This window comes from Limimaricola pyoseonensis (genome assembly GCF_900102015.1).
In the GTDB taxonomy this organism is placed as follows: Bacteria; Pseudomonadota; Alphaproteobacteria; order Rhodobacterales; family Rhodobacteraceae; genus Limimaricola; species Limimaricola pyoseonensis.
Genome location: NZ_FNAT01000006.1, coordinates 150,231 through 169,160 on the forward strand (window position 1 = coordinate 150,231; position 18,930 = coordinate 169,160).

An 18,930-nucleotide genomic window follows, 5' to 3' on the forward strand; every position below is an offset into this window, starting at 1 on the left:
TCACAGCCCCCCGTAATCGACGTCGACCGCGCGGCCGCTGCGGGCCGCCTCGCGCACCGCCAGCGCCACGGCGAGCGACTTCACCCCGTCCACCCCGTCGGCCGAGGGGCGGCCCTCGCCGCGCGCGGCGGCGGTGAAGAGCCCCAGCGCCCGGTGATAGAGGTTGTGGGTCTCGAATTTCAGCGCGTGGCGGCCTTCGGCATCCTCGATCCAGACCTCGCCGACCGCCTCCTGGGTCATCACGCCGCGCGCGACGATCGAGCCCTCGGTGCCGTGGATCTCGAGCCCGGTGCCGGCATGGGGGTGGGTGAAGCTCTCATGCGCCTGCACCATCGCGCCCGAGGGCATCGACCAGACCGACATCACGCTGTCCTCGACGCCCTGCCCCAGCCCGCTCTCGCCGGCCCGCGCCACGACCGTGGCCGGGTCCTCGCCGAGATGGAAGCGCACGGTGTCGGCGTCGTGCACGGTGATGTCGGGGATCACGCCACCGCCCGCCGCCGCATCGGCGACGCGCCAGCCGCGCAGCTCCTCGGGCAGGCTGACCGCGTGGAACACCCGCATGCTCAGCACCCGGCCGATCCGGCCCGAGGCCACCGCCTCGCGGATCGCCAGATGCGCGCCGGCATTGCGCAGGTGGTGGTTGGTGGCGAAGACCACGCCCGCCTCGCGCGCCGCGGTGACCATCTCCACCGCCTGCGACAGCTCGGTCGCGAGCGGCTTTTCGCACAGCACGTGCTTGCCCGCCGCGATCGCGGCCATGGCCTGCGGGTGGTGCTTCTCGTTGGTGGTCGAGATGTAGACCGCCTCGACGCCCTCGGCGCCGAGCGCCGCGTCGAGATCGGTGACGCTCCCGGCGATGCCGTGCCGCTCCGCATAGGCGCGGCCGCGCCCGGCGTCCGAGCTGAGCACCGAGACGATCTCCGCCCCCTGCTGCGCCCGGATCGCGTCGATGACATAGGATGAGGCGATCCGGCTCGCCCCCAGCAGCGCCCAACGCATGGCGTCCTCCCTGTTCCTCTGACCCGTTTCCAGTTCGGATTGGATCGTTCCAAACGAGTTCTACTTGGAACGATCCAAACCGGTCAAGAAGATTCTCGATCCAGCCGTCTTCGGGCTTTGGTCCGCGCCGCCGCCGAGGCGCGCCGTATTGGCCCAAGCCCCTTGTTTTCAAAGATCTCCTGCGCAATCGCGGCACCACGACATCCGCCCCGCGCCACCGGCCCCGCCCGGTCGCGCCGGCCCTTCCGGCCCCGCCCCCGCCCGACTCGCCGCCGCCCCCGGCGCATCGGCGAAACCCGCCGCCCCCGGCCGCCCCCGTTCCGGCCATGTTGTAACCCGCGCGTTTCTCTCACATGGTCCCGCCAGTCCGGCGCCGAGACGATGCCGTTCGTCCGGCCGGCCGGTCAGGCCCGGTCGCGAGGGCGCCCCACCCTGAGGAAGCCGTTGTCATGCCCCCTGCCCCCTCCGTCGCCGCCGAGCTGGTCCGCGCCATCGCGCGGCACGACGCGCGTCCCGCCATGGCCGACGAGGCGCGCCGCCTCTCCTACGGCCAGCTCGGCCGCTTCGCCGCGCGGCTCGCGCCGGATCTCGCCGGGGCGGGCGCGGTCGGCGTCTTCGGCGCGCCCGGCCTCGCCATGGCGGCCAGCGCCACCGCCTGCGTGATCCATGGCCGGCCCTTCGTGCATCTCGACCCGGCCATGCCGCAATCGGTGCTCGAGGGCATCGTCACCGAGCTCGGCGTCTCGCTCGTGCTCACCTGCCAGCCGCCCGCCCCGGGCCAGCTGCCGCCCGCCTGCCCGGCGCTCGACACGCCGCCGCTGCTCGACGATCTCGACGCCGCCGCCCCGGACGCCCCGCTGCACGCCGCCCCCGTGGCGCCGGGCGACCCGATCTACCTCGTGGCCACCTCCGGCACCACCGGCCGGCCCAAATGCATCCCCGTCACGCAGGAGGCGGCGCAGCTCTCCTATGACTGGCGCGACGCGCACACGCCCTACGCGCCCGGCCTGCGGGTCGGGATCTACATCTTCGCGATCTGGGAGATGTTCCGCCCGCTGCGCATGGGCGCCGAGCTGTTGTTCCCGGCCGCCAACACGCTGATGGCGCCGCGCGGGCTGGCCGCCTTCCTGGCCGAGAACCGCATCGACGAGATGCTGTTCACCCCCTCCTTCCTCGACACCTTCCTCAGCGCGCTCGACCGCGACACCGCCCGCGCGCTGCCGCTCAGGCGCGTCGTGCTGAACGGCGAGGTGGTGGGCGACGCGCTCGCCCGCGCGGCGCATGACAAGCTGCCACAGGCGGAGCTGTGGAACCTCTACAGCATCTGCGAGACCCACGACATCTGCATGTCCCGGCTCGCCGAGCCGTCGGGCGAAGCCGCCGCCTCGGTCGGCGTGCCGATGCCGCATCTGCGCGCGGTGATCCTCGACGAGGCCGACGCCCCCTGCCCGCCCGGCACCCCCGGCCGGCTGCATTTCGAGGGACCGCGCATGCTGGGGCCCGGATACGTCAACCGCCCCGAGGAAACCGCCCTGCGTTTCCGCGAGCTCACGCTCGAGGGCCGCGCCGCGCGGCTCTACGACACCGGCGACCAGGCCTGGGTGGACGCGGACGGCGCGCTGCACATCATCGGCCGCATCGCGCACATGCTGAAGCTGCGCGGCCACTCGATCCAGACCCGCGAACTGACCGACACGCTGGCCGAGCGGCTCGGCTTCTGGCAGGCCGTGCCGCGCGTGGCCGAGATCGGCGTCCGCGGCCAGAGCCTCGTCTTCTACTACGCCGCCGACGCCGCGCAGGCGCGCGACAACGCCCGGCGCTGGGGTCTCGCGCCCGGCACCAACCGCCTGCCCGCCGCGCTGGCCGAGGATCTGCGCGCGGTGCTGCCGGCCTACTGCCTGCCCGCCTTCCTCGTGCAGCTCGACACCATCCCGCTGCACCCGGTCTCCGGCAAGGCCGACCTGCGCGCCCTGCCGCCGGTCACGGACGACGCGGCCCCCGACAGCGGCGCGGCCGCAAGCCCGGTGATCGCCGCCGCCGCCCGCGCGATGGGCTGCGGCGCGGAGACGATCGACCCGGCGCTCAGCTTCCACGACCAGGGCGGCGACTCGCTGATGTGCGTGAGCCTGATCCTCGACCTCGAGCGCGCCTTCGACCGCCCCGTCGATTTTGAGCTGGCAATGAACGTGCCGCTGCAACGGCTCGAACGGCTGCTCTCGGCGGCCGAGCCCTGCGCCGCCGCCCCCGATTTCGACCGCCCCGGCATCCTGCTGACCGGCGCCACCGGCTTTCTCGGCGGCCACGTGCTGGCGCGCGCCGCGCGCGACCTGCCGCCGGGCGAGGTGATCTACTGCCTCGTGCGCGACAAGCGCCGCGACGCCCGCGACCGGCTCGAAGACACCGCGCGCCGGCACGGCGTGCCGGAGGGGCGCTACGTCATGGTACCCGGCACGCTCGACGCGCCGCGCTTCGGGCTGGACCGGTCGGCGCATGACGCGCTGGCCGCATCGGTGCGCTCGGTCGTGCATTGCGCGGCGCTGGTCAACATGGCGGTCGGGCGCGAGGAGATGCGCGACTGGTCGGCCCGCGGCATCGAGACGGTGCTGGCCTTCTGCCGCGCCGCCGGCGCCGACCTGCGCTTCAGCTCGTCGAGCGCGGTCTTCCCCGACCGCGGCGGCCCCTGGCCCGAGGGCCCGGCCGCGCCCTGGGACGGCTGCACCGGCTACGGCGCCGCCAAGATCGCGGCAGAGGCCGCGATCACCGCCTCCGGCCTGCCCGCCGCCATCATCCGCCTGCCCTCGCTCTACGATCTCGACGCGCCGAACCCGCGCGACATCTGCGAGATCCTGCTCGCCGCGGCCTTCGCCGCCGGGGCGGTCCCGCAAGGCATGCGGTTCCCGATGACCGACGTCACCGCCGCCGCCGCGCTCCTGCTCGGCCCGGTCACGGGGGCGGATGCGCCGGTCTACAACCTGATCCCGGACGCCCGCGTGATGCCGGAGGCGGCGACACCGCTGACGGCGCGCGACTGGCTCGCCACGGTCGATCTGCCCGCCGGCATCGCCCGCGTCGTGGCCGAGGCGCCCGACACGCTCACCGTCGATGCGGGGTTCGAGACCGCGGCCGCAAGGGCCGCGTGGGCGCGGGTCTCCGACGCGCCCTTCGCGGCGATCTGCGACGCCGGCGCGCTGCTGGCGCGCCGGCGCGCGGCCTACCAGAGCGAGCCGGCGTTGACCTGAACATCCTCCATGGTGATCGCCCGGCCGGCCTCGCTCACGAGGAAGGCGGCCAGCTCGGCCACCTCCTCGGGCTGGACCAGCTGGTTCTGGGGGTTCGACGCCGCGTATTCGGCGCGGATCTCCTCGGCCGGCCGGCCGGTCGCTTCGATGTCGGCATCCATGAAGCGCTTGAGCATCTCGGTCTCGACCCATGTGGGGCTGATCGAGACGCAGGTGACGCCATGCGCCGCGCCCTCGAGGCTGACGCAGCGCCCGAGCCCCAGAAGCCCCGCCTTCGAGGCGCAGTAGGCGGCGTTGTTCGCCATGCCCTGGTGCGCGGCGACCGAGGCGAGGTTGACGATCCGGCCATGCTTGGCGGCCACCATGTGCGGCATCACCGCCCGGATCATCCGGAAGGTGCCCGACAGGTTGGTGTCGATCTGGTCGTCCCATGCGGCGTCGGAATGGTCGGTCATCGGCGCCTCGACATAGACGCCGGCGGCGTTGACGAGGATGTCGACGCCGCCGCGCCGCGCCACCACCTCGTCGACGAAACCTGCCACGCTGTCGCTCGAACGCACGTCGAGCGCCGCGACATGCGGCGCGATGCCGTGCGGCTCGAGAATGGCGCGCGCGGTCTCGGCCTCGCCGCCGCGGCGCGCGCCGATGCTCACGTCCACGCCGTCGCGGATCAGCCGGCGTGCGATCGCCAGCCCCATTCCCGAAAGCCCCCCGGTGACGATGGCGGTTCTGCTGCGCTGGGTCATGCGGTTCCTACATTCTGTCTGCGGTCGCGCCCTTGCTACGCCGATTCCCCCCCGCCCGCACCGCGAAACATCGCAGGGCCCGGCCGGCGCGCGGATCGCGCGGGCCGCCACTCATGTCCCCGACCCCATCGCGCCACGTGGCCCCGGCGGTTCCGACACCGGCGGCGCGACACCCTCGCCCCGCGGCTACCCCTCCCCCGCCGCCGCGCTCGCGACCAGCTCCGCCCAGACGGCCTCCTCGGCCGGGCGCTTGGGGCCGGTCAGCCGCATCGCGGTGATGCTCAGCGCGCAGCTCGGCAACGTGTCCGACAGGTCGACGAGCCCGGCCTCGGCGATCCGCCCGCGCGCCAGGCTCTCGGGGATCCAGGCGCTGCCGATCCCGGCCTGCGCCATCTCCTGTGCCGCCAGCGTCAGCGCCGTCTCCACCCGCGGCACCGGCTGCAGGGTCTCGGGCAGGCGCGGCAGGATCAGCCGGGTCATGACCTGACCCAGAAACACCTCGTCCGGGTAGCAGACGATCGGCAGCCGCCCCGCCGCCAGATCGGCCAGATGCTCGGCCCGCCGCGCCGCGGCATGCACCGGGATCAGCCGGTCGCGCCCGATCCCGGCGGTCTCGAGGTAGTCGGCCTCGACCTCGGGCATGATCCCCTCGACCCGGTAGACCAGCGCGATGTCGGCCCGGCGCGACAGCAGCTGCCCGTAGCATTCGTCGAAATTGGCCGAGAGCAGCCGCACGCTCAGCCCCTCGTGCCGCGCCAGCACCATCTGCAGCAGCCGCGGCGTGCGCGAGGTGGTCAGCGCGTGCTGGCTGGCCAGCACCACGGTGTTGTCGATCAGCTGGCTGCCGCTGCGCAGATCGGCGGTGAGCCGGCGCAGCGCCGCGATGATCTGCACGATCCGCTCGCGCTGCGCCGCGGTGGTGCGCTGCAGCTGCACCGGCTTGCGGCTGCGGTCGAACAGCTCGACCCCGACATGCTCCTCGATCTGCCGGATCCGGCGCGAGAAGGCCGACTGGGTCAGCGCGCGGCGCTCCGCCGCCTCGCTGAACGAGCCGGTCTCGGCCACCGCGACGAGGTCCTCCAGCCATTCCAGCCGCATCGCCCGCCCCCCGCAAGTTGCAACCTGTGCATGTTACAATGCGACATTCGCATTTGCATAGCGGTTTTCCCGGCCGCAATCTGCGCATCGAGACATATCGAATGGGAGCGTCACATGCATCTGGCCCGGTTTCCCCGCGTCCACCTCGCCCATCTGCCCACCCCGCTGGAGCGGCTCGACCGGCTCAGCGCCGAGCTCGGCGGCCCCGAGATCTGGATCAAGCGCGACGACTGCACCGGCCTGTCGACCGGCGGCAACAAGACCCGCAAGCTCGAATTCCTGATGGCCGAGGCGCAGGCGATGGGCGCCGACATGGTGATGACCCAGGGCGCGACCCAGTCGAACCACGCCCGCCAGACCGCCGCCTTCGCCTCCAAGCTCGGCCTGCGCTGCCACCTGCTGCTCGAGGACCGCACCGGCTCCAAGGACCACAACTACAACCGCAACGGCAACGTGCTGCTCGATCACCTGCACGGCGCCACCACCGAGACCCGCGGCCCCGATCTCGACATGCATGCCGAGATGGAGGCGGTGGCCGAGCGCTTCCGCCAGGACGGCGCCAAGGTCTACACCATCCCCGGCGGCGGCTCCAACGCGACGGGCGCGCTCGGCTATGTCAATTGTGCGTTCGAGCTCGTCGGACAGGCGAACGACCGTGGTCTCTTGATCGACCACATCGTCACCGCCACCGGCTCGGCCGGCACGCAGGCCGGTCTCGTCACCGGCCTCAAGGCGATCAACGCGCAGATCCCGCTCCTGGGCATCGGCGTGCGCGCCCCGCGCGACAAGCAGGAGGACAACGTCTTCAAGCTCGCCCGCCTCACCGCCGAGAAGCTCGGCTGCCCCGACGTGGTCGCGCGTGAGGACGTGGTCGCCAACTGCGACTACGTGGGCGAAGGCTACGGCATCCCGCGCGACGACACGATCGAGGCGATCCGCATGTTCGCCGAACTCGAGGGCATCCTTCTCGACCCGGTCTATTCCGGCAAGGGCGCGGCCGGGCTGATCGACCAGATCCGCAAGGGCCGCTTCAGGAAGGGCGAGCGCGTGGTCTTCCTGCACACCGGCGGCGCCGCGGCGCTGTTCGGCTACGACGCGGTGCTCGAGGGCGCCACCGGCGGCCGGATGGCGGCGGAGTGAGCCTGCGGCGGATCGGCATCCTCGGCGGCATGGGCCCCGAGGCGACGGTGCTCTTGATGCAGCGCCTGATCGCCGCCACCCCGGCGCGCGACGATGCCGATCATGTCCCGCTGCTGGTCGACATGAACCCGCAGGTGCCCTCGCGCATCGCCCGGCTGATCGAGGGGCGCGGCGCCGATCCCGGCCCGGTGCTGGCCGGCATGGCGCGCGGGCTCGAGGCGGCCGGCGCCACCGCGCTCGCCATGCCCTGCAACACCGCGCATCACTACGCGCCCGAGATCCGCGCCGCCGTCTCGGTGCCCTTCATCGACATGGTCGCGCTCTCGGTCGCCCATGCCGCGCGGCGCGCCGGCCCCGGCGGCCGGGTCGGGCTGCTGGGCTCGCCGGCGCTGCGCCGGATCGAACTCTACGACCGCGCCTGCGCCGCGGCCGGGCTCGACCTCGTGCACCCGGGCGACGAGGCCGGGCTGCTGGCCGCGATCCGCGCCATCAAGGCGCATGGCCCCGACCCGATCAGCCGCGCCGCGCTGCGCGCCGCCTCGAGCGATCTGCTCTCCCGCGGCGCGACGCTGCAGCTCGTGGCCTGCACCGAGTTCTCGCTCATCGCCGACGCGGTCGCGTCCGAGGCGCTGGCCGTCGACACGCTCGACCTGCTGGTCGAGGGCATCCGCGCCGCCGCCGCCGGCTGACGCCCCCCCTCCCCCGTCGGGGCCTTGCCCCGACACCGCGTCCCGGGCGACGATCGGCCGGGCGTGCCCTCGCGGCCACGCCGCCCCGCGGGATCGGCCGCGCGCGCCCTGCGCGTGCAAACAATCTCAGGAATCGTCTTGCGCGACTCGCGTCTCCCGGCCAATAGTCACGAAACGATACCGGAAAACGCCAGAAACCGTGAACACGACAACGCACTCGGGGGCGCCGGGGAAGGACAGTGGGCAAGAACCGTGCAGATGCAGGACCTCCAACACGACGATGACCTCAACGCCGTCATCCGTGACCATTCCGAGCGGCTGACCGCGCAGCTGCACGCGCAGGCCGAGAGCCTGTTCCCGCCCGACGCCGCGAAGGAGATGCGCAAGTTCACCTCCGGCGAGGCGGCGGCGCTGCTCAAGGTCAACGATTCCTACCTGCGCAAGCTGCATCTCGACGGCAAGGGCCCCTCGCCCGAGCTGACGCCGGGCAACCGCCGGCTCTACTCGGTGCACGACCTGCACGCGCTGCGCGTGCTGCTCGAGAAGACCGCCCGCCGCCCCGGCGACTACCTGCCCGGCCGCCGCGAGGGCGACCACCTGCAGGTCATCGGCGTGATGAACTTCAAGGGCGGCTCGGGCAAGACCACCAGCGCCGCGCACCTGGCGCAGCGCCTCGCGCTGCTGGGCCACCGCGTGCTGGCCATCGACCTCGACCCGCAGGCCTCGCTCACCGCGCTGCACGGCGTGCAGCCCGAGTTCGACCTGCTCAATGGCGGCACGCTCTACGACGCGATCCGCTACGACAGCCCGGTGCCGATCGCCGAGGTGATCCGCCCCACCTACATCCCCGGCCTCGACCTGATCCCCGGCAATCTCGAGCTGATGGAGTTCGAGCACGAGACGCCGCGCGCTCTGGCGCAGGGCCAGGCCGGCCTGTTCTTCTTCCGCGTCAAGGAGGCGCTGTCGCAGGTCGACGACCGCTACGACGTGGTGGTGATCGACTGCCCGCCGCAGCTGGGCTTCCTGACCATGTCGGCGCTCTCCGCCGCGACCGGCGTGCTGGTCACGATCCATCCCGAGATGCTCGACGTGATGTCGATGTCGCAGTTCCTGCGCATGACCGCCGACCTGATGGACGTGATCGCCGAAAGCGGCGCCGACATGAAACACGACTGGATGCGCTACCTGCTCACCCGCTACGAGCCGACCGACGCGCCGCAGAACCGCGTCGTGGCCTTTTTGCGCACCATGTATGGCGACACGGTGCTGAACGCGCCGATGCTGAAATCCACCGCGATCTCGGATGCCGGCCTGACCAAGCAGACGCTCTACGAGGTCGACCGCAGCGCCTTCACCCGCTCCACCTACGACCGCGCGCTCGAAAGCATGAACGCGGTCAACGACGAGATCGCCAAGCTGATCCAGACCACCTGGGGCCGTTGAGAAGAAAGAGACGATGAGCGACACCCGCAAGAAACGCATGTCGATGCTCGACAGCCTCGCTTCGGCCGGGGCCCAGAACGGCACGCCGGCGATGTCGGGCAACCGGGCGCTGCGCTCGGCGCGCGACGCCGTCGACAGCCACCGCGTCTGGGAGCTCGACCCCGAGATGGTCGACGACCTGCGCACCCGCGACCGGCTCGACCCGACCGACGTGATCGACCTGCGCGACGCGATCGAGGCCAACGGCCAGGCGGTGCCGATCCTGGTGCGCCGCCACCCCGAGAAGCCCGGCCGCTACCTGCTGGTCTATGGCCGCCGCCGGCTCGAGGCGGTGCGCGGCTCCGACAAGGTCGAGAAGGTCCGCGCGCTGATCGCCACGCTCGACGAGCGCGACGCGATGACCGCGCAGATCTCCGAGAACATGGCGCGGCGCGACCTCTCCTACATCGAGAAGGCGCTCTTCGCGCAGGAGCTGATCGAGACCGGTTTCGGAAACCAGAGCCGCGTGGCCGAGGTGCTGACCGTGTCGAAATCCTCGGTCTCCATGGCGCTTTCCGTGGCCGAGATCATCGGCCGCGACCTCGCCCTCGCGATCGGGCCGGCGCATGGCATCGGCCGCCCCCGCTGGGAGGCGCTGGCCCGCGCCATCGAGGCCAGCGGCGCCGACCGCACCGCCCTGGCCGACCTGGCCGAGGACGTGCACACCGCCGCGCAGGTCGCGATGACCCGCGGCGAGGACCCCGGCGACGACGTCTCCGCCGCCGCCTTCGAGGCGGTGATGAAGCGCGTGGCCCCCGCCCCTGCCCCGAGGCGCAAGCCCGCCGCCGCGCCGTCGCGGCAACGGCTCGAGATCGGCGGCCGCAAGGCCGGCTCGCTCAAGCGCACCGCCAGGGGGGTCGATCTGCAACTGGAGGATCAGGGTTTCGCCGACTGGCTCGAGGCCGAGGCGCAATCGGTCATCGAGGAGCTTCACGCGCGCTGGACCGCCCGCGCGAAGGACTGAACACCGCAAACCGCAACTGAAGGAGGCACGAGCCCGACAAAGAAAGAGCCCCGCAAAGCCGAAGCTCCACGAGACCCTCACTTGATCTTAGCACCTTCAAGTTAGTCTCCCGGATCGTCCTCTGCAAGTCGATATCGATTTGCGGAGCGGGACGTCTTTGTCTTCGTGAAAAGACATGGGTTATCAATCTCTCACGCCTTTCGGGCGAACGGCCGAGGCTGTCCGCGCCGCGCTGCGCACCCCTGCCCGGCCGGCCGAAATGCAGGCCCCGGTCGACAAGTGGCAGCTGCTGCGCGACCTCACCGCCGGCCGCGCGCGATTCGAGCTGTCGGACCGCGACATGACGGTGCTGCAGGCGCTGCTGAGCTGCCACCCCGAGACCCGTCTCGACGCCGCATCCGGCCCGCTGATCGTCCACCCCTCGAACGAGACGATCTGCGCCCGCGCCAACGGCATGCCCTGCTCCACCATGCGCCGCCACCTCGCCAAGCTGGTCGCCGCCGGCCTCATCGCCCGCCGCGACAGCCCGAACGGCAAGCGCTACGCCCGCCGCCTCGCCGGCACCAAGATCGCCTTCGGCTTCGACCTCCGCCCGCTGGCCCAACGCGCCGCCGAGATCGCCGGCGCCGCCGAAGCCTGCCGTGCCGAGGCCGCCGAACGCGCGGCCCTTCGCGAGACCGTCAGCCTGCAGCGCCGCGACCTCGTCGCCCTGCTCGACCTGGCCGCGCAGGAGGCCCCCTCGGACCCCGCCTGGTCCCCCCTCGCCGACCTCGCCACCTCCACCGCCCGCGCGCTGCGCCGCAGGCTGGACCGCGAAACGCTCGCCCGGATCGAGGCCGTTCTGAGCGACGCGATCGCCACGGCGCGCCAGATGCTCGGCTTCGAGTCAGACGATCCGAGCACCAGCGACGCCCAAAATGAGCAGCACCAACAGAAATCAAAAAAAGAATCTCTGGATTCTGAATCGGACCAGGTGGCCATGCTCGAAGAGACGCCTTCGCCGGTCTCTGACATCTCCGGTCCGCAGGAAGATGCGAAGAAGATCGAAGCGCCTCTTCCGCCGTTCCGCCTCGTGCAGAATGCCTGCACCGAGATCGCAGTATTCACCCCGGACCCGATCCACGACTGGCCGAGCCTGATCCGGGCGACGGACAAGATACGTCCGATGACCGGGATTTCGGATGCCATGTGGCACGAGGCCAAGAGCATCATGGGTGCGGGTCAGGCTGCGGCGGCGCTTTCCGCGATGCTACAGCGGTTCTCGGAGATCCGCAATCCGGGCGGTTACCTGCGCAAGCTCGTCGCCTGTGCGCGGGATGGGAAGTTCTCGCCGACCCGCATGATCATGGCCCTCACTCCATCGCCGACTTGAGAGTTCACAGTTGTGAACTCGGGGTGTGGCTGGCTGGGTCGTGCGGCAGTGCCGAACCGCGCCGATGGTTCTCCGGAGATCGCGGTTTTTGGTTCGCCGCAGGTCTTCGCGGCTCGGAAATCAGAAGTTCACAACTGTGAACTCGGGGAGAAAGTCTGACGGGATGCGGTCGTCGGACTAGAGCATATGCTCTGAATGGAACGCTAGGACGGCAGGACTTGCGACACTTGATGCCCGGTCTCCCCTGAAACAAGTAATTCTGCGCAGCGACATCCCGCTTCGTCCCAAGATAACCCCCTCGGCTTTGATCGAAGCACATTTATCGCCTGTCTCGACGAAGAAGCGGTTAACCGGGCGAGCGCGCGAGGAATGCCTCGGAAACACGCTCGGCTAGGAACCTGAAACAGGGCGGCATGCTGAGGCGCCTTTATCGCGACGACCTCCGAGACATTGCTTCCACTCCGGGACGGAACGCGGTCCTACAAGACCTCCGCCGACCCGGCAGCCTCAAATCGCCGGACGCCAAATTGAGCCGGATGTCGCGGAGGGCAGCTTCCTCGCGCCGGCAGAGACGGCGACGGTCCTATCGGCCGAGTGGCGCGCAGCATGAAATTCGCGATGGCGTCACACGCACGCTGAGCGAGGTTGCGGGCCAGCGCATCAGGCTCCGGTTCCGAGCAAGGTCGAAGGTCGAGCGCCGGACAGAGCGCATTCGACATCGTTGGCCGGATCAGTGCAGCACTGATGAGGTGCATTGAAGAGATCGCGTTCTTGAAGCCGCGAGACCGAGAAGACCGGGCGAACCGGTGACGACCGGAAAGGTCGGCACTCCGGAGCGAATGGTCGGCAACCCGCCACGGCTTGGCAGCGCGGCAGCGCGAGACCGACGACTGGCCGTCAGGGCGCGGCCAGCATCCCGGCGGCCAGCGCGCGGGCGTGGCGCAGGCGCGCGGGGTCGGCTTCGAGACCGGCGCGGGCCAGGGCGCCCTCCAGCAGCATGGCCAGATGCGCAGCGAGGGACGCGGCGCGGTCGGGGGTTTCGGGCAGCATCTCCTGAAGCTGGTGTGCGATGATCGCCTCGACCTCCGCTTTGTGGCGCAGCACCACCGCGCGGGCGGGCTCGTCGGTGGCCAGCTCGGTCGCGGCGTTCAGCAGGGCGCAGCCGCGATAGCCGCGCTGGCCGAGGCGGGCGGCGTGGTCGGCATGGGCGTCGAAGACGGCGAGGATCTTCTGCGCCGGGCCCTCGGCCGCCGCGTCGCGGGCGGCGTGGAGGGCGCGCCATTCGGCAAGGCGCATCTCGACATAGCGGGCCACCAGATCGGACTTCGAGGCGAAGTTGTTGTAGAGGCTCTGCCGCGCCACGCCGGCGTGGCGGATGATGGCGTCGATGCCGGTGGCGGTGATGCCGTCGTCGTAGAACAGCTCGGCCGCGGCGTGCAGCAGCCGGTCGCGCGCGCTGCGGTCGCGTGGTGTCGCGCTATCGGTCATGTCGGGCACCCTGAGTATAGGTAGACCGGTCTATCTACATGTCACCGCAAGTCAATGGGCACGGCCGGGACGTGGGGCGGGTGGGACCGGTGGGTGGCCCGGATGCATCGCCGGATGCTGCGCAACAGGTCGGGCAGGGCAGGGGGCTGTGCCGCCCGTTTTGCGCGCGGGCCGGGTGCACGGCGGGCGGGGGGCGCGACCCGGAGAACCAACGGCGGGCCGGGCCGCCGGGTGCGGCGGTTTCAATCCGGGGCGGGTTTGCGCTATGTCACGCAGCCAACAGCAATAATGTTTCGACAGGGAGAGACACGACCATGATCAAGCGCATGTTGTCCGCCACGGCCTTCGCCACCATTGCCGCCGCCCCCGGCGTCGCGGCCGCGGAGTGCGGCGAGGTGAGCATCACCGAGATGAGCTTCTCCTCGGCCATCATCACCACCGAGATCGCGACCTTCCTGATGGAGCAGGGCTATGGCTGCGAGGTGACGCGCGTGCCCTCCGACACCATCCCGGCGCTGACCTCTCTGGCCGAGAACGGCGAGCCCGACATCGTCACCGAGCTGTGGGTGAACTCGGCCGGCGCGGCCTATGACAAGCTCAAGGCCGACGGCGTGATCACCGACCTGACCGAGGTGCTGAAGCCGGGCGGCATCGAGGCGTGGTGGATCCCCACCTACCTCGTCGAGGAGCACCCCGAGCTGGCCACGATCGAGGGCATCCTCGAGAACCCCGAGCTGGTGGGCAACCGCTTCAACAACTGCCCCAGCGGCGGCTGGGTCTGCAGCACCATCAACCGCAACATCGCGCGCGCCTACGGGCTCGAGGAGGCCGGGATCGAGGTGTTCGACCATGGCGGCGGCGAGACGCTGGCGGCCTCCCTCTCGGCCGCCTACGAGGCGCGCGAGCCGTGGTTCGGCTACTACTGGGAGCCGACCGCGATCATGGGGCGCTTCGACATGACCAAGGTCGATATCGGCGGCGTCGATCTCGAGGCGCACGAGGCCAATCTCGACGAGGGCGTCGCCAACCCCGAACCCAGCGCCTACCCGCCGAGCCTGGTCTACACCGTCGCCACCACGCGCTTCGTCGAGGAGAACCCCGAGGTCGCCGAGCTGATGAGCAACATCAGCTTCGAGACCGACGAGATGAGCGCGCTGCTGGCGTGGAAGGGCGAGACCAACGCCACCACCGAGGAGACCGCCGCCTACTTCCTCGCCAACAACAAGGACGTCTGGGCCGAGTGGCTGAACGACGAGGCGCGCGCGCGGCTGTCGAACCTGCTCGACCGGTAAGGCCGGGGGCCTCTTCCGGGGCCTTGCCCGCGGCCGGCGCCAGCGATGGCGCCGGCCGTTTCGCTTGCCGGGGCGCGGGCAGGGCGGTCCAGTGCGCGGCCGGGGCTGGAAACCCGGCCGGGCGGGCGGCACAACAAGGCATGTGCCAGAGCCTCGATGCCGACAGCCTCGACCCGGACCGCCCGCATCGCCGGCTGGTCGCGCATCTGCTGCGCGCGCCGGCGCAGCTGATCTGGGTGCATGCGCTGCCGGGCAGCGGGGCAGGGCGGCTGATGCGGGCCTTCGCGGGCGGGCAGGCGGTCGGGACGGTCTGGCCCTCGGCCGGGCCGGTCGACCTGCCGGACGCGCATCCGCCGCTGCGCGTCGGCGAGGCGACCGGGATCCTGCGGGCGCGGCCCGAGCAGATCGCCGATCTCGACCTTCTGCGCCGCGACGGCCGGGTGGCCGAGATCGGCAATCGCGACCTGTTCCTGCGGGTGGAGCAGGACCCGCATTTCGAGCAGAGCGGCGGCTGGCCGGCGCTGTCGCGGCACTTCGCCGCCGCGCCGGGCGACGAGGCGGGGGCGGTGGCGCTCTTGCGCGATCTTCTGGCGCCGCTGCCCGGGCCGGTGCGGGCGGTGCTGGGGCGGCTGGCGCGGGCGCAAGCCGGGCTCGAGGATGCGGGGCAGGGGGTGGCGGCGCGCGCCGTGCTGGCCTGGCTCGACCCGCTCGCGGAGCCGCGCGGCGGGCGCTGGATGGTCCGGACCGCGACGCTGCGGCGGCTGCTGGCCGCGGCGCTGGCCGGGCGGCCGGACGCGCCGGCCGAGGGCGGCGGCGCGGCCGAGACGGTGCTGGCCGCGCTCGCCATCGGCGGGCCGGGCGCGGCGCTGGCGCAGCTCAGGGCCGAGGGCGGGCTGTTCTTTCTGCACCTGCACGGGCCGGAGGCGGCCGAGCGGGTGCTGGCGGGGTTGGGCGGCGGCGACCGGCCGGACCCGGACCTCGTCGGGCTCGCCTTCCTCGCCGCCGCCAAGGCCGGGCATGTCGAGCGGGCGGCGCATCTTCTGGCGGAGGCCGGGCCGCCGGGGCTGATCGACCTGTCGCGGCCGCTGAGCGGGCCGCCGGTGGCGCCGCAGCTGGGCTTCTGTCGGATCATGCTGGCGATCTACCGCAGCGACACGGTGCGCCAGCATATCCTCTCGGAGGCCTCGGCGCTTCTGGGGGCGGTGGCCCCCGATCAACTGCTGCTGCGCGGCGGCATCTACAACGCGGTGCTGGAGCTGCAGATCCGCGCCGGCGCGCATCGCGAGGCGGTGGAGATGGCGGCGCGGGCGCTGGCGCATTACGAGCAGGCGGGGGCGCCTTACCTCAGCTTCTACATCCACGTGCACCGCGCGGTGATCGTGCTGCGCGACGGCCGGCCGGGTGAGGCGGCGCCGCATCTCGACCGGGCGGCGGCGGCGCTGGCGGAGCTACGCTTCGACGTGCCGCAGGACCGGCGCTTTCTCGAGCTGCTGCGCGCGGTGGCGGATTACGAGACCGGCGATCCGGGGCCGATGGCGCGGTTCGCCGAGCGGCGGGCGCGGGATTTCGCCTTCGGGGAGATCTGGCCCTCGATCGCCGCGATGGCGCTGGCCTATGGCGCGGAGGCGCTGATGCAGCTGCGCGGGCTGGAGGCGGCGACGGGCTACCTCGAGCGCTGGCGCGTGCAGGCCTGGCGCACCCGGCGGTTCCAGATCCTGATCGAGCAGCGCGAGGTGGCGCTGCTGCAGGGCGCGGGGCGCTGGCGCGAGGCGCGGCTGCGGCTGGAGGGGATGGCGATGCGGATCGGCCGGCTGTGGATGGACAGCTCGGGCGAGAACCTCGCCGATCTGCGCGCGCTGGAGGACCTGCGGCAGGCGACGATCTGGATGCGCCAGCAGGTCTATGAGCGGCCGCGCGACCCGGCGCTGATGCCGCGGCTCGCGGCGCTGCGCGACAACCCGACGCTGTCGGCGCGCGACCGGCTCTGCCTCGACATCTGGGCGGGCTTCGCGGCGCGGCGGACCGGCGCGCTGGCCGCCGCCAGGTCCACGATCGCGGAGATGCTGGAGACCAGCGAACGGCGGCGTCACTGGGCCCCGGCGCTGGAGGAGCGCGGCTTCCTGATGCCGCTGATCGAGGACCGGCGGCTGGGCGGCGCGGCGGCGTGGCGGGTGCGGGTGCCCGAGGCGGTGCGGCGCGGCGCGGTGCCGGCGGCACCCTCGGGCGGCTTCTCGGGGCAGGAGTGGCGCTGCCTGCTGCTGCTGGCCGAGGGCTGCCCCAACAAGGAGATCGCCCGGCAGCTGCGGGTCAGCCTGCCGACAGTGAAGTTCCACCTGCGCAACCTCTATGCCCGGCTCGGGGTCGGCGGGCGGCAGGCGGCGGTGGCCGAGGCGCGGCGGCTGGGGCACCTGCCCGGGTAGAAACCTATCCCTCTTCGTCGAAAACCTATCCCCCTGCCGGCTGTCGCGGCAGGGCGACCTTGCGGCAGCCTGCGTCCAACACGAGGAGGGCTGCATGGCGGCGGGATTTCTGGAGTTCATGCTCAGGCGCGTGGCCGGCTTTGCCGGGGTGCTGCTGGTGCTGGCGCTGATGATCTTCGTGCTGGCGCGGGTGGTGCCCGGCGATCCGGCGCGGATCGCGCTGGGGCCGACCGCCTCGGCCGAGCAGGTGGAACAGCTGCGCGACGAGATGGGGCTCGACGACCCGCTGCCGATGCAGTTCGTCGATTTCCTCGGCGGCGCGATCCGCGGCGATTTCGGCAACTCGCTGATCTCGGGCCAGCCGGTGGCGCAGGAGATCGCGGCGCTGCTGCCCGCGACGCTGGAGTTGGTGCTGGTCACGCTGGTGATCATGCTGACACTGGGCGTGCCGCTCGGCGTGCTGGCGGCGCGCTACCGCAACAGCGCCTTCGACGCGGTGCTGCGGATCGTGTCGCTGGTGGGCGTCACCATGCCGAGCTTTCTCTTCGCGATCCTGCTGCAACTGGGCGCCGCCTACTGGCTGACCGACTGGCCGATCCTCGGGCGGCTGTCGCGCGACTTCGCGGGCTTCGAGGGGCCGACCGGGCTTCTTGTGCTGGACGGCGTGCTGACCGGCCGGTTCGACATCGCCGCCGACGCGCTGCGCCACCTCGCCTTCCCGGCCATCGCGCTGGCCATGTCCGGCATCGGGCAGATCATGCGCATCACCCGCTCGGCGATGATCGAGCATCGCCGCCGCGACCACGTCCAGACGCTGCGCAGCTTCGGCGTGCCGGCGCGGGTGGTCACCTTCCGCTACCTTCTGAAGCTCTCGGCGATCGCGCCGCTGACGATCATGGGGCTCGAGTTCGCCTCGCTGATCGGCAACGCCTTCGTGGTCGAGATGGTGTTCTCCTGGGGCGGCTTCGCCTCGGCCGGGCTCGAGGCGATCCTGCAGAAGGACCTCAACACGGTGATGGCGGTGGTGCTGGTCTCGGGCGGCTTCTTCGTCGTGGCCAACCTCGTGATCGACGTGGTGATCGGCCTGATCGACCCCCGCATCCGCATCAAGGAGAGCCGCTGATGGCCGCCATCGTCGAGGAACAGGTCGAGATCCTCTCGGCGCGCCGCATGGCCTGGCTGCGCTTCCGCGCCAACCCGGTGGCGGTGATCGGCGCGCTGATGGTCGCGACCGTGGTGCTGGCGGCGATCTTCGCGCCGCTGATCGCGCCCTTTCCCGACCATGCCGGCGCGGTGATCGACTTCCGCAACAAGCACGCCGCCCCGGACGGCACCTACCTGCTGGGCGCCGACAAGGTCGGGCGCGACGTGCTGAGCCGGGTGATCTACGGCTTCCGGGTCTCGCTCCTCTTGGTCGGCGGCGTGCTGGCCATCGCGGTGCCGCTGGGCGGCATACTGGGCCTTCTGGCCGGCTACTTCACCGGCTGGGTCGAGACGCTGATCACCGGCTTCACCAATGTCATGCTGGCGATCCCGCCCTTGGTCATGGCGCTCGCGGTGGGCAACGTGCTTACCCCGAGCCTGACCAACGCGATGATCGCCATCGCGCTGCTGTGGTGGACCTGGCACGCGCGGCTGGTCTACCGGGTCGCCAAGTCCGTGGCCGCCGAGGACTATGTCGAGGCGGCGCGGCTGGCCGGCGCTTCGCATCTGCACGTGCTGTGCCGTGAGATCCTGCCCAACTGCATCGCGGTGATCTCGGTCAAGACCACGCTGGACGCGGCCTTCATCATCCTGTTCGGCGCGACGCTGTCCTTCCTCGGGCTCGGGGTGCAGCCGCCGACGCCCGATCTCGGCACCATGGTCGCCGACGGACGGCAGTTCCTGCCCGAGCACTGGTGGGGCGTGCTCGCCCCGGGCTTCGCGATCTTCTTCGCGACGCTCGGCTTCAACCTGCTCGGCGACGGGCTGCGCGACATGTTCGACGTGGAGGTCTGA

At 71.6% G+C, this 18,930-nt stretch carries 14 protein-coding genes; 10 read left to right on the plus strand and 4 right to left on the minus strand.

The genetic code is table 11. The annotated features are described in order from the left end of the window. Positions 1-1,002 (minus strand): Gfo/Idh/MocA family protein, encoded by a 1,002-nt coding sequence (locus BLT43_RS13605; RefSeq protein ID WP_090113679.1) that lies wholly within the window; start codon positions 1,000-1,002, stop codon positions 1-3. Between the two features lie 449 nt (positions 1,003-1,451). On the opposite strand from BLT43_RS13605, the gene BLT43_RS13610 reads away from it, so the two are divergent. Further along, entirely contained in the window at positions 1,452-4,241 is a 2,790-nt protein-coding gene (locus tag BLT43_RS13610; protein WP_090113681.1) for an AMP-binding protein, read from the plus strand. Here BLT43_RS13610 and BLT43_RS13615 read toward each other — a convergent pair. Both BLT43_RS13615 and BLT43_RS13620 read right to left on the minus strand, forming a co-directional pair. Beyond that, the gene (locus BLT43_RS13615; protein WP_090113683.1) at positions 4,214-4,987 is read right to left on the minus strand and encodes an SDR family NAD(P)-dependent oxidoreductase; all 774 of its coding nucleotides are present in this window, start codon (positions 4,985-4,987) and stop codon (positions 4,214-4,216) included. The two genes, BLT43_RS13610 and BLT43_RS13615, sit on opposite strands and share 28 nt — an antisense overlap. A gap of 186 nt (positions 4,988-5,173) precedes the next feature. After that, the gene (locus BLT43_RS13620) at positions 5,174-6,085 is read right to left on the minus strand and encodes a LysR family transcriptional regulator (protein WP_090113684.1); all 912 of its coding nucleotides are present in this window, start codon (positions 6,083-6,085) and stop codon (positions 5,174-5,176) included. Positions 6,086-6,199: 114 nt separating this feature from the next. On the opposite strand from BLT43_RS13620, the gene cuyA reads away from it, so the two are divergent. The 5 genes from cuyA (at position 6,200) to repC (ending at position 11,732) form a co-directional block, all read left to right on the plus strand. Continuing rightward, complete coding sequence (cuyA, locus tag BLT43_RS13625) at positions 6,200-7,225, plus strand: D-cysteate sulfo-lyase (protein ID WP_090113685.1); 1,026 nt, start codon at positions 6,200-6,202, stop codon at positions 7,223-7,225. After that, a complete protein-coding gene (gene cuyB / locus BLT43_RS13630; protein ID WP_090113686.1) occupies positions 7,222-7,914 on the plus strand; it encodes a cysteate racemase in 693 nt (230 codons plus the stop codon). The genes cuyA and cuyB overlap by 4 nt, the downstream gene beginning before the upstream one ends. Before the next feature lie 258 nt (positions 7,915-8,172). Further along, on the plus strand, positions 8,173-9,357 hold the full coding sequence (gene repA / locus BLT43_RS13635; RefSeq protein WP_090113687.1) for a plasmid partitioning protein RepA: 1,185 nt from the start codon (positions 8,173-8,175) through the stop codon (positions 9,355-9,357). A 13-nt stretch (positions 9,358-9,370) separates the two neighbouring features. Continuing rightward, complete coding sequence (repB, locus tag BLT43_RS13640) at positions 9,371-10,360, plus strand: plasmid partitioning protein RepB (protein WP_090113688.1); 990 nt, start codon at positions 9,371-9,373, stop codon at positions 10,358-10,360. A gap of 175 nt (positions 10,361-10,535) precedes the next feature. After that, a complete protein-coding gene (repC, locus tag BLT43_RS13645; RefSeq protein ID WP_090113689.1) occupies positions 10,536-11,732 on the plus strand; it encodes a plasmid replication protein RepC in 1,197 nt (398 codons plus the stop codon). Positions 11,733-12,629: 897 nt separating this feature from the next. Here the strand turns inward: repC and BLT43_RS13650 are convergent. Beyond that, a complete protein-coding gene (locus BLT43_RS13650) occupies positions 12,630-13,220 on the minus strand; it encodes a TetR/AcrR family transcriptional regulator (protein ID WP_090113690.1) in 591 nt (196 codons plus the stop codon). 314 nt (positions 13,221-13,534) lie between these two features. Between BLT43_RS13650 and BLT43_RS13655 the strand changes: the two genes are divergently transcribed. From BLT43_RS13655 to BLT43_RS13670, 4 genes are all read left to right on the plus strand, one after another. Beyond that, the gene (locus BLT43_RS13655) at positions 13,535-14,512 is read left to right on the plus strand and encodes an ABC transporter substrate-binding protein (protein WP_341349847.1); all 978 of its coding nucleotides are present in this window, start codon (positions 13,535-13,537) and stop codon (positions 14,510-14,512) included. Positions 14,513-14,652: 140 nt separating this feature from the next. After that, on the plus strand, positions 14,653-16,932 hold the full coding sequence (locus tag BLT43_RS18720) for a helix-turn-helix domain-containing protein (protein ID WP_110559021.1): 2,280 nt from the start codon (positions 14,653-14,655) through the stop codon (positions 16,930-16,932). A gap of 94 nt (positions 16,933-17,026) precedes the next feature. Then, complete coding sequence (locus BLT43_RS13665) at positions 17,027-18,055, plus strand: ABC transporter permease (protein ID WP_090113691.1); 1,029 nt, start codon at positions 17,027-17,029, stop codon at positions 18,053-18,055. Then, positions 18,055-18,930 carry an ABC transporter permease gene (locus BLT43_RS13670; RefSeq protein WP_090113692.1) on the plus strand — a complete coding sequence of 292 codons (876 nt, stop codon included), beginning with the start codon at positions 18,055-18,057 and terminating at the stop codon, positions 18,928-18,930. Before BLT43_RS13665 ends, BLT43_RS13670 begins: the two co-directional genes overlap by 1 nt.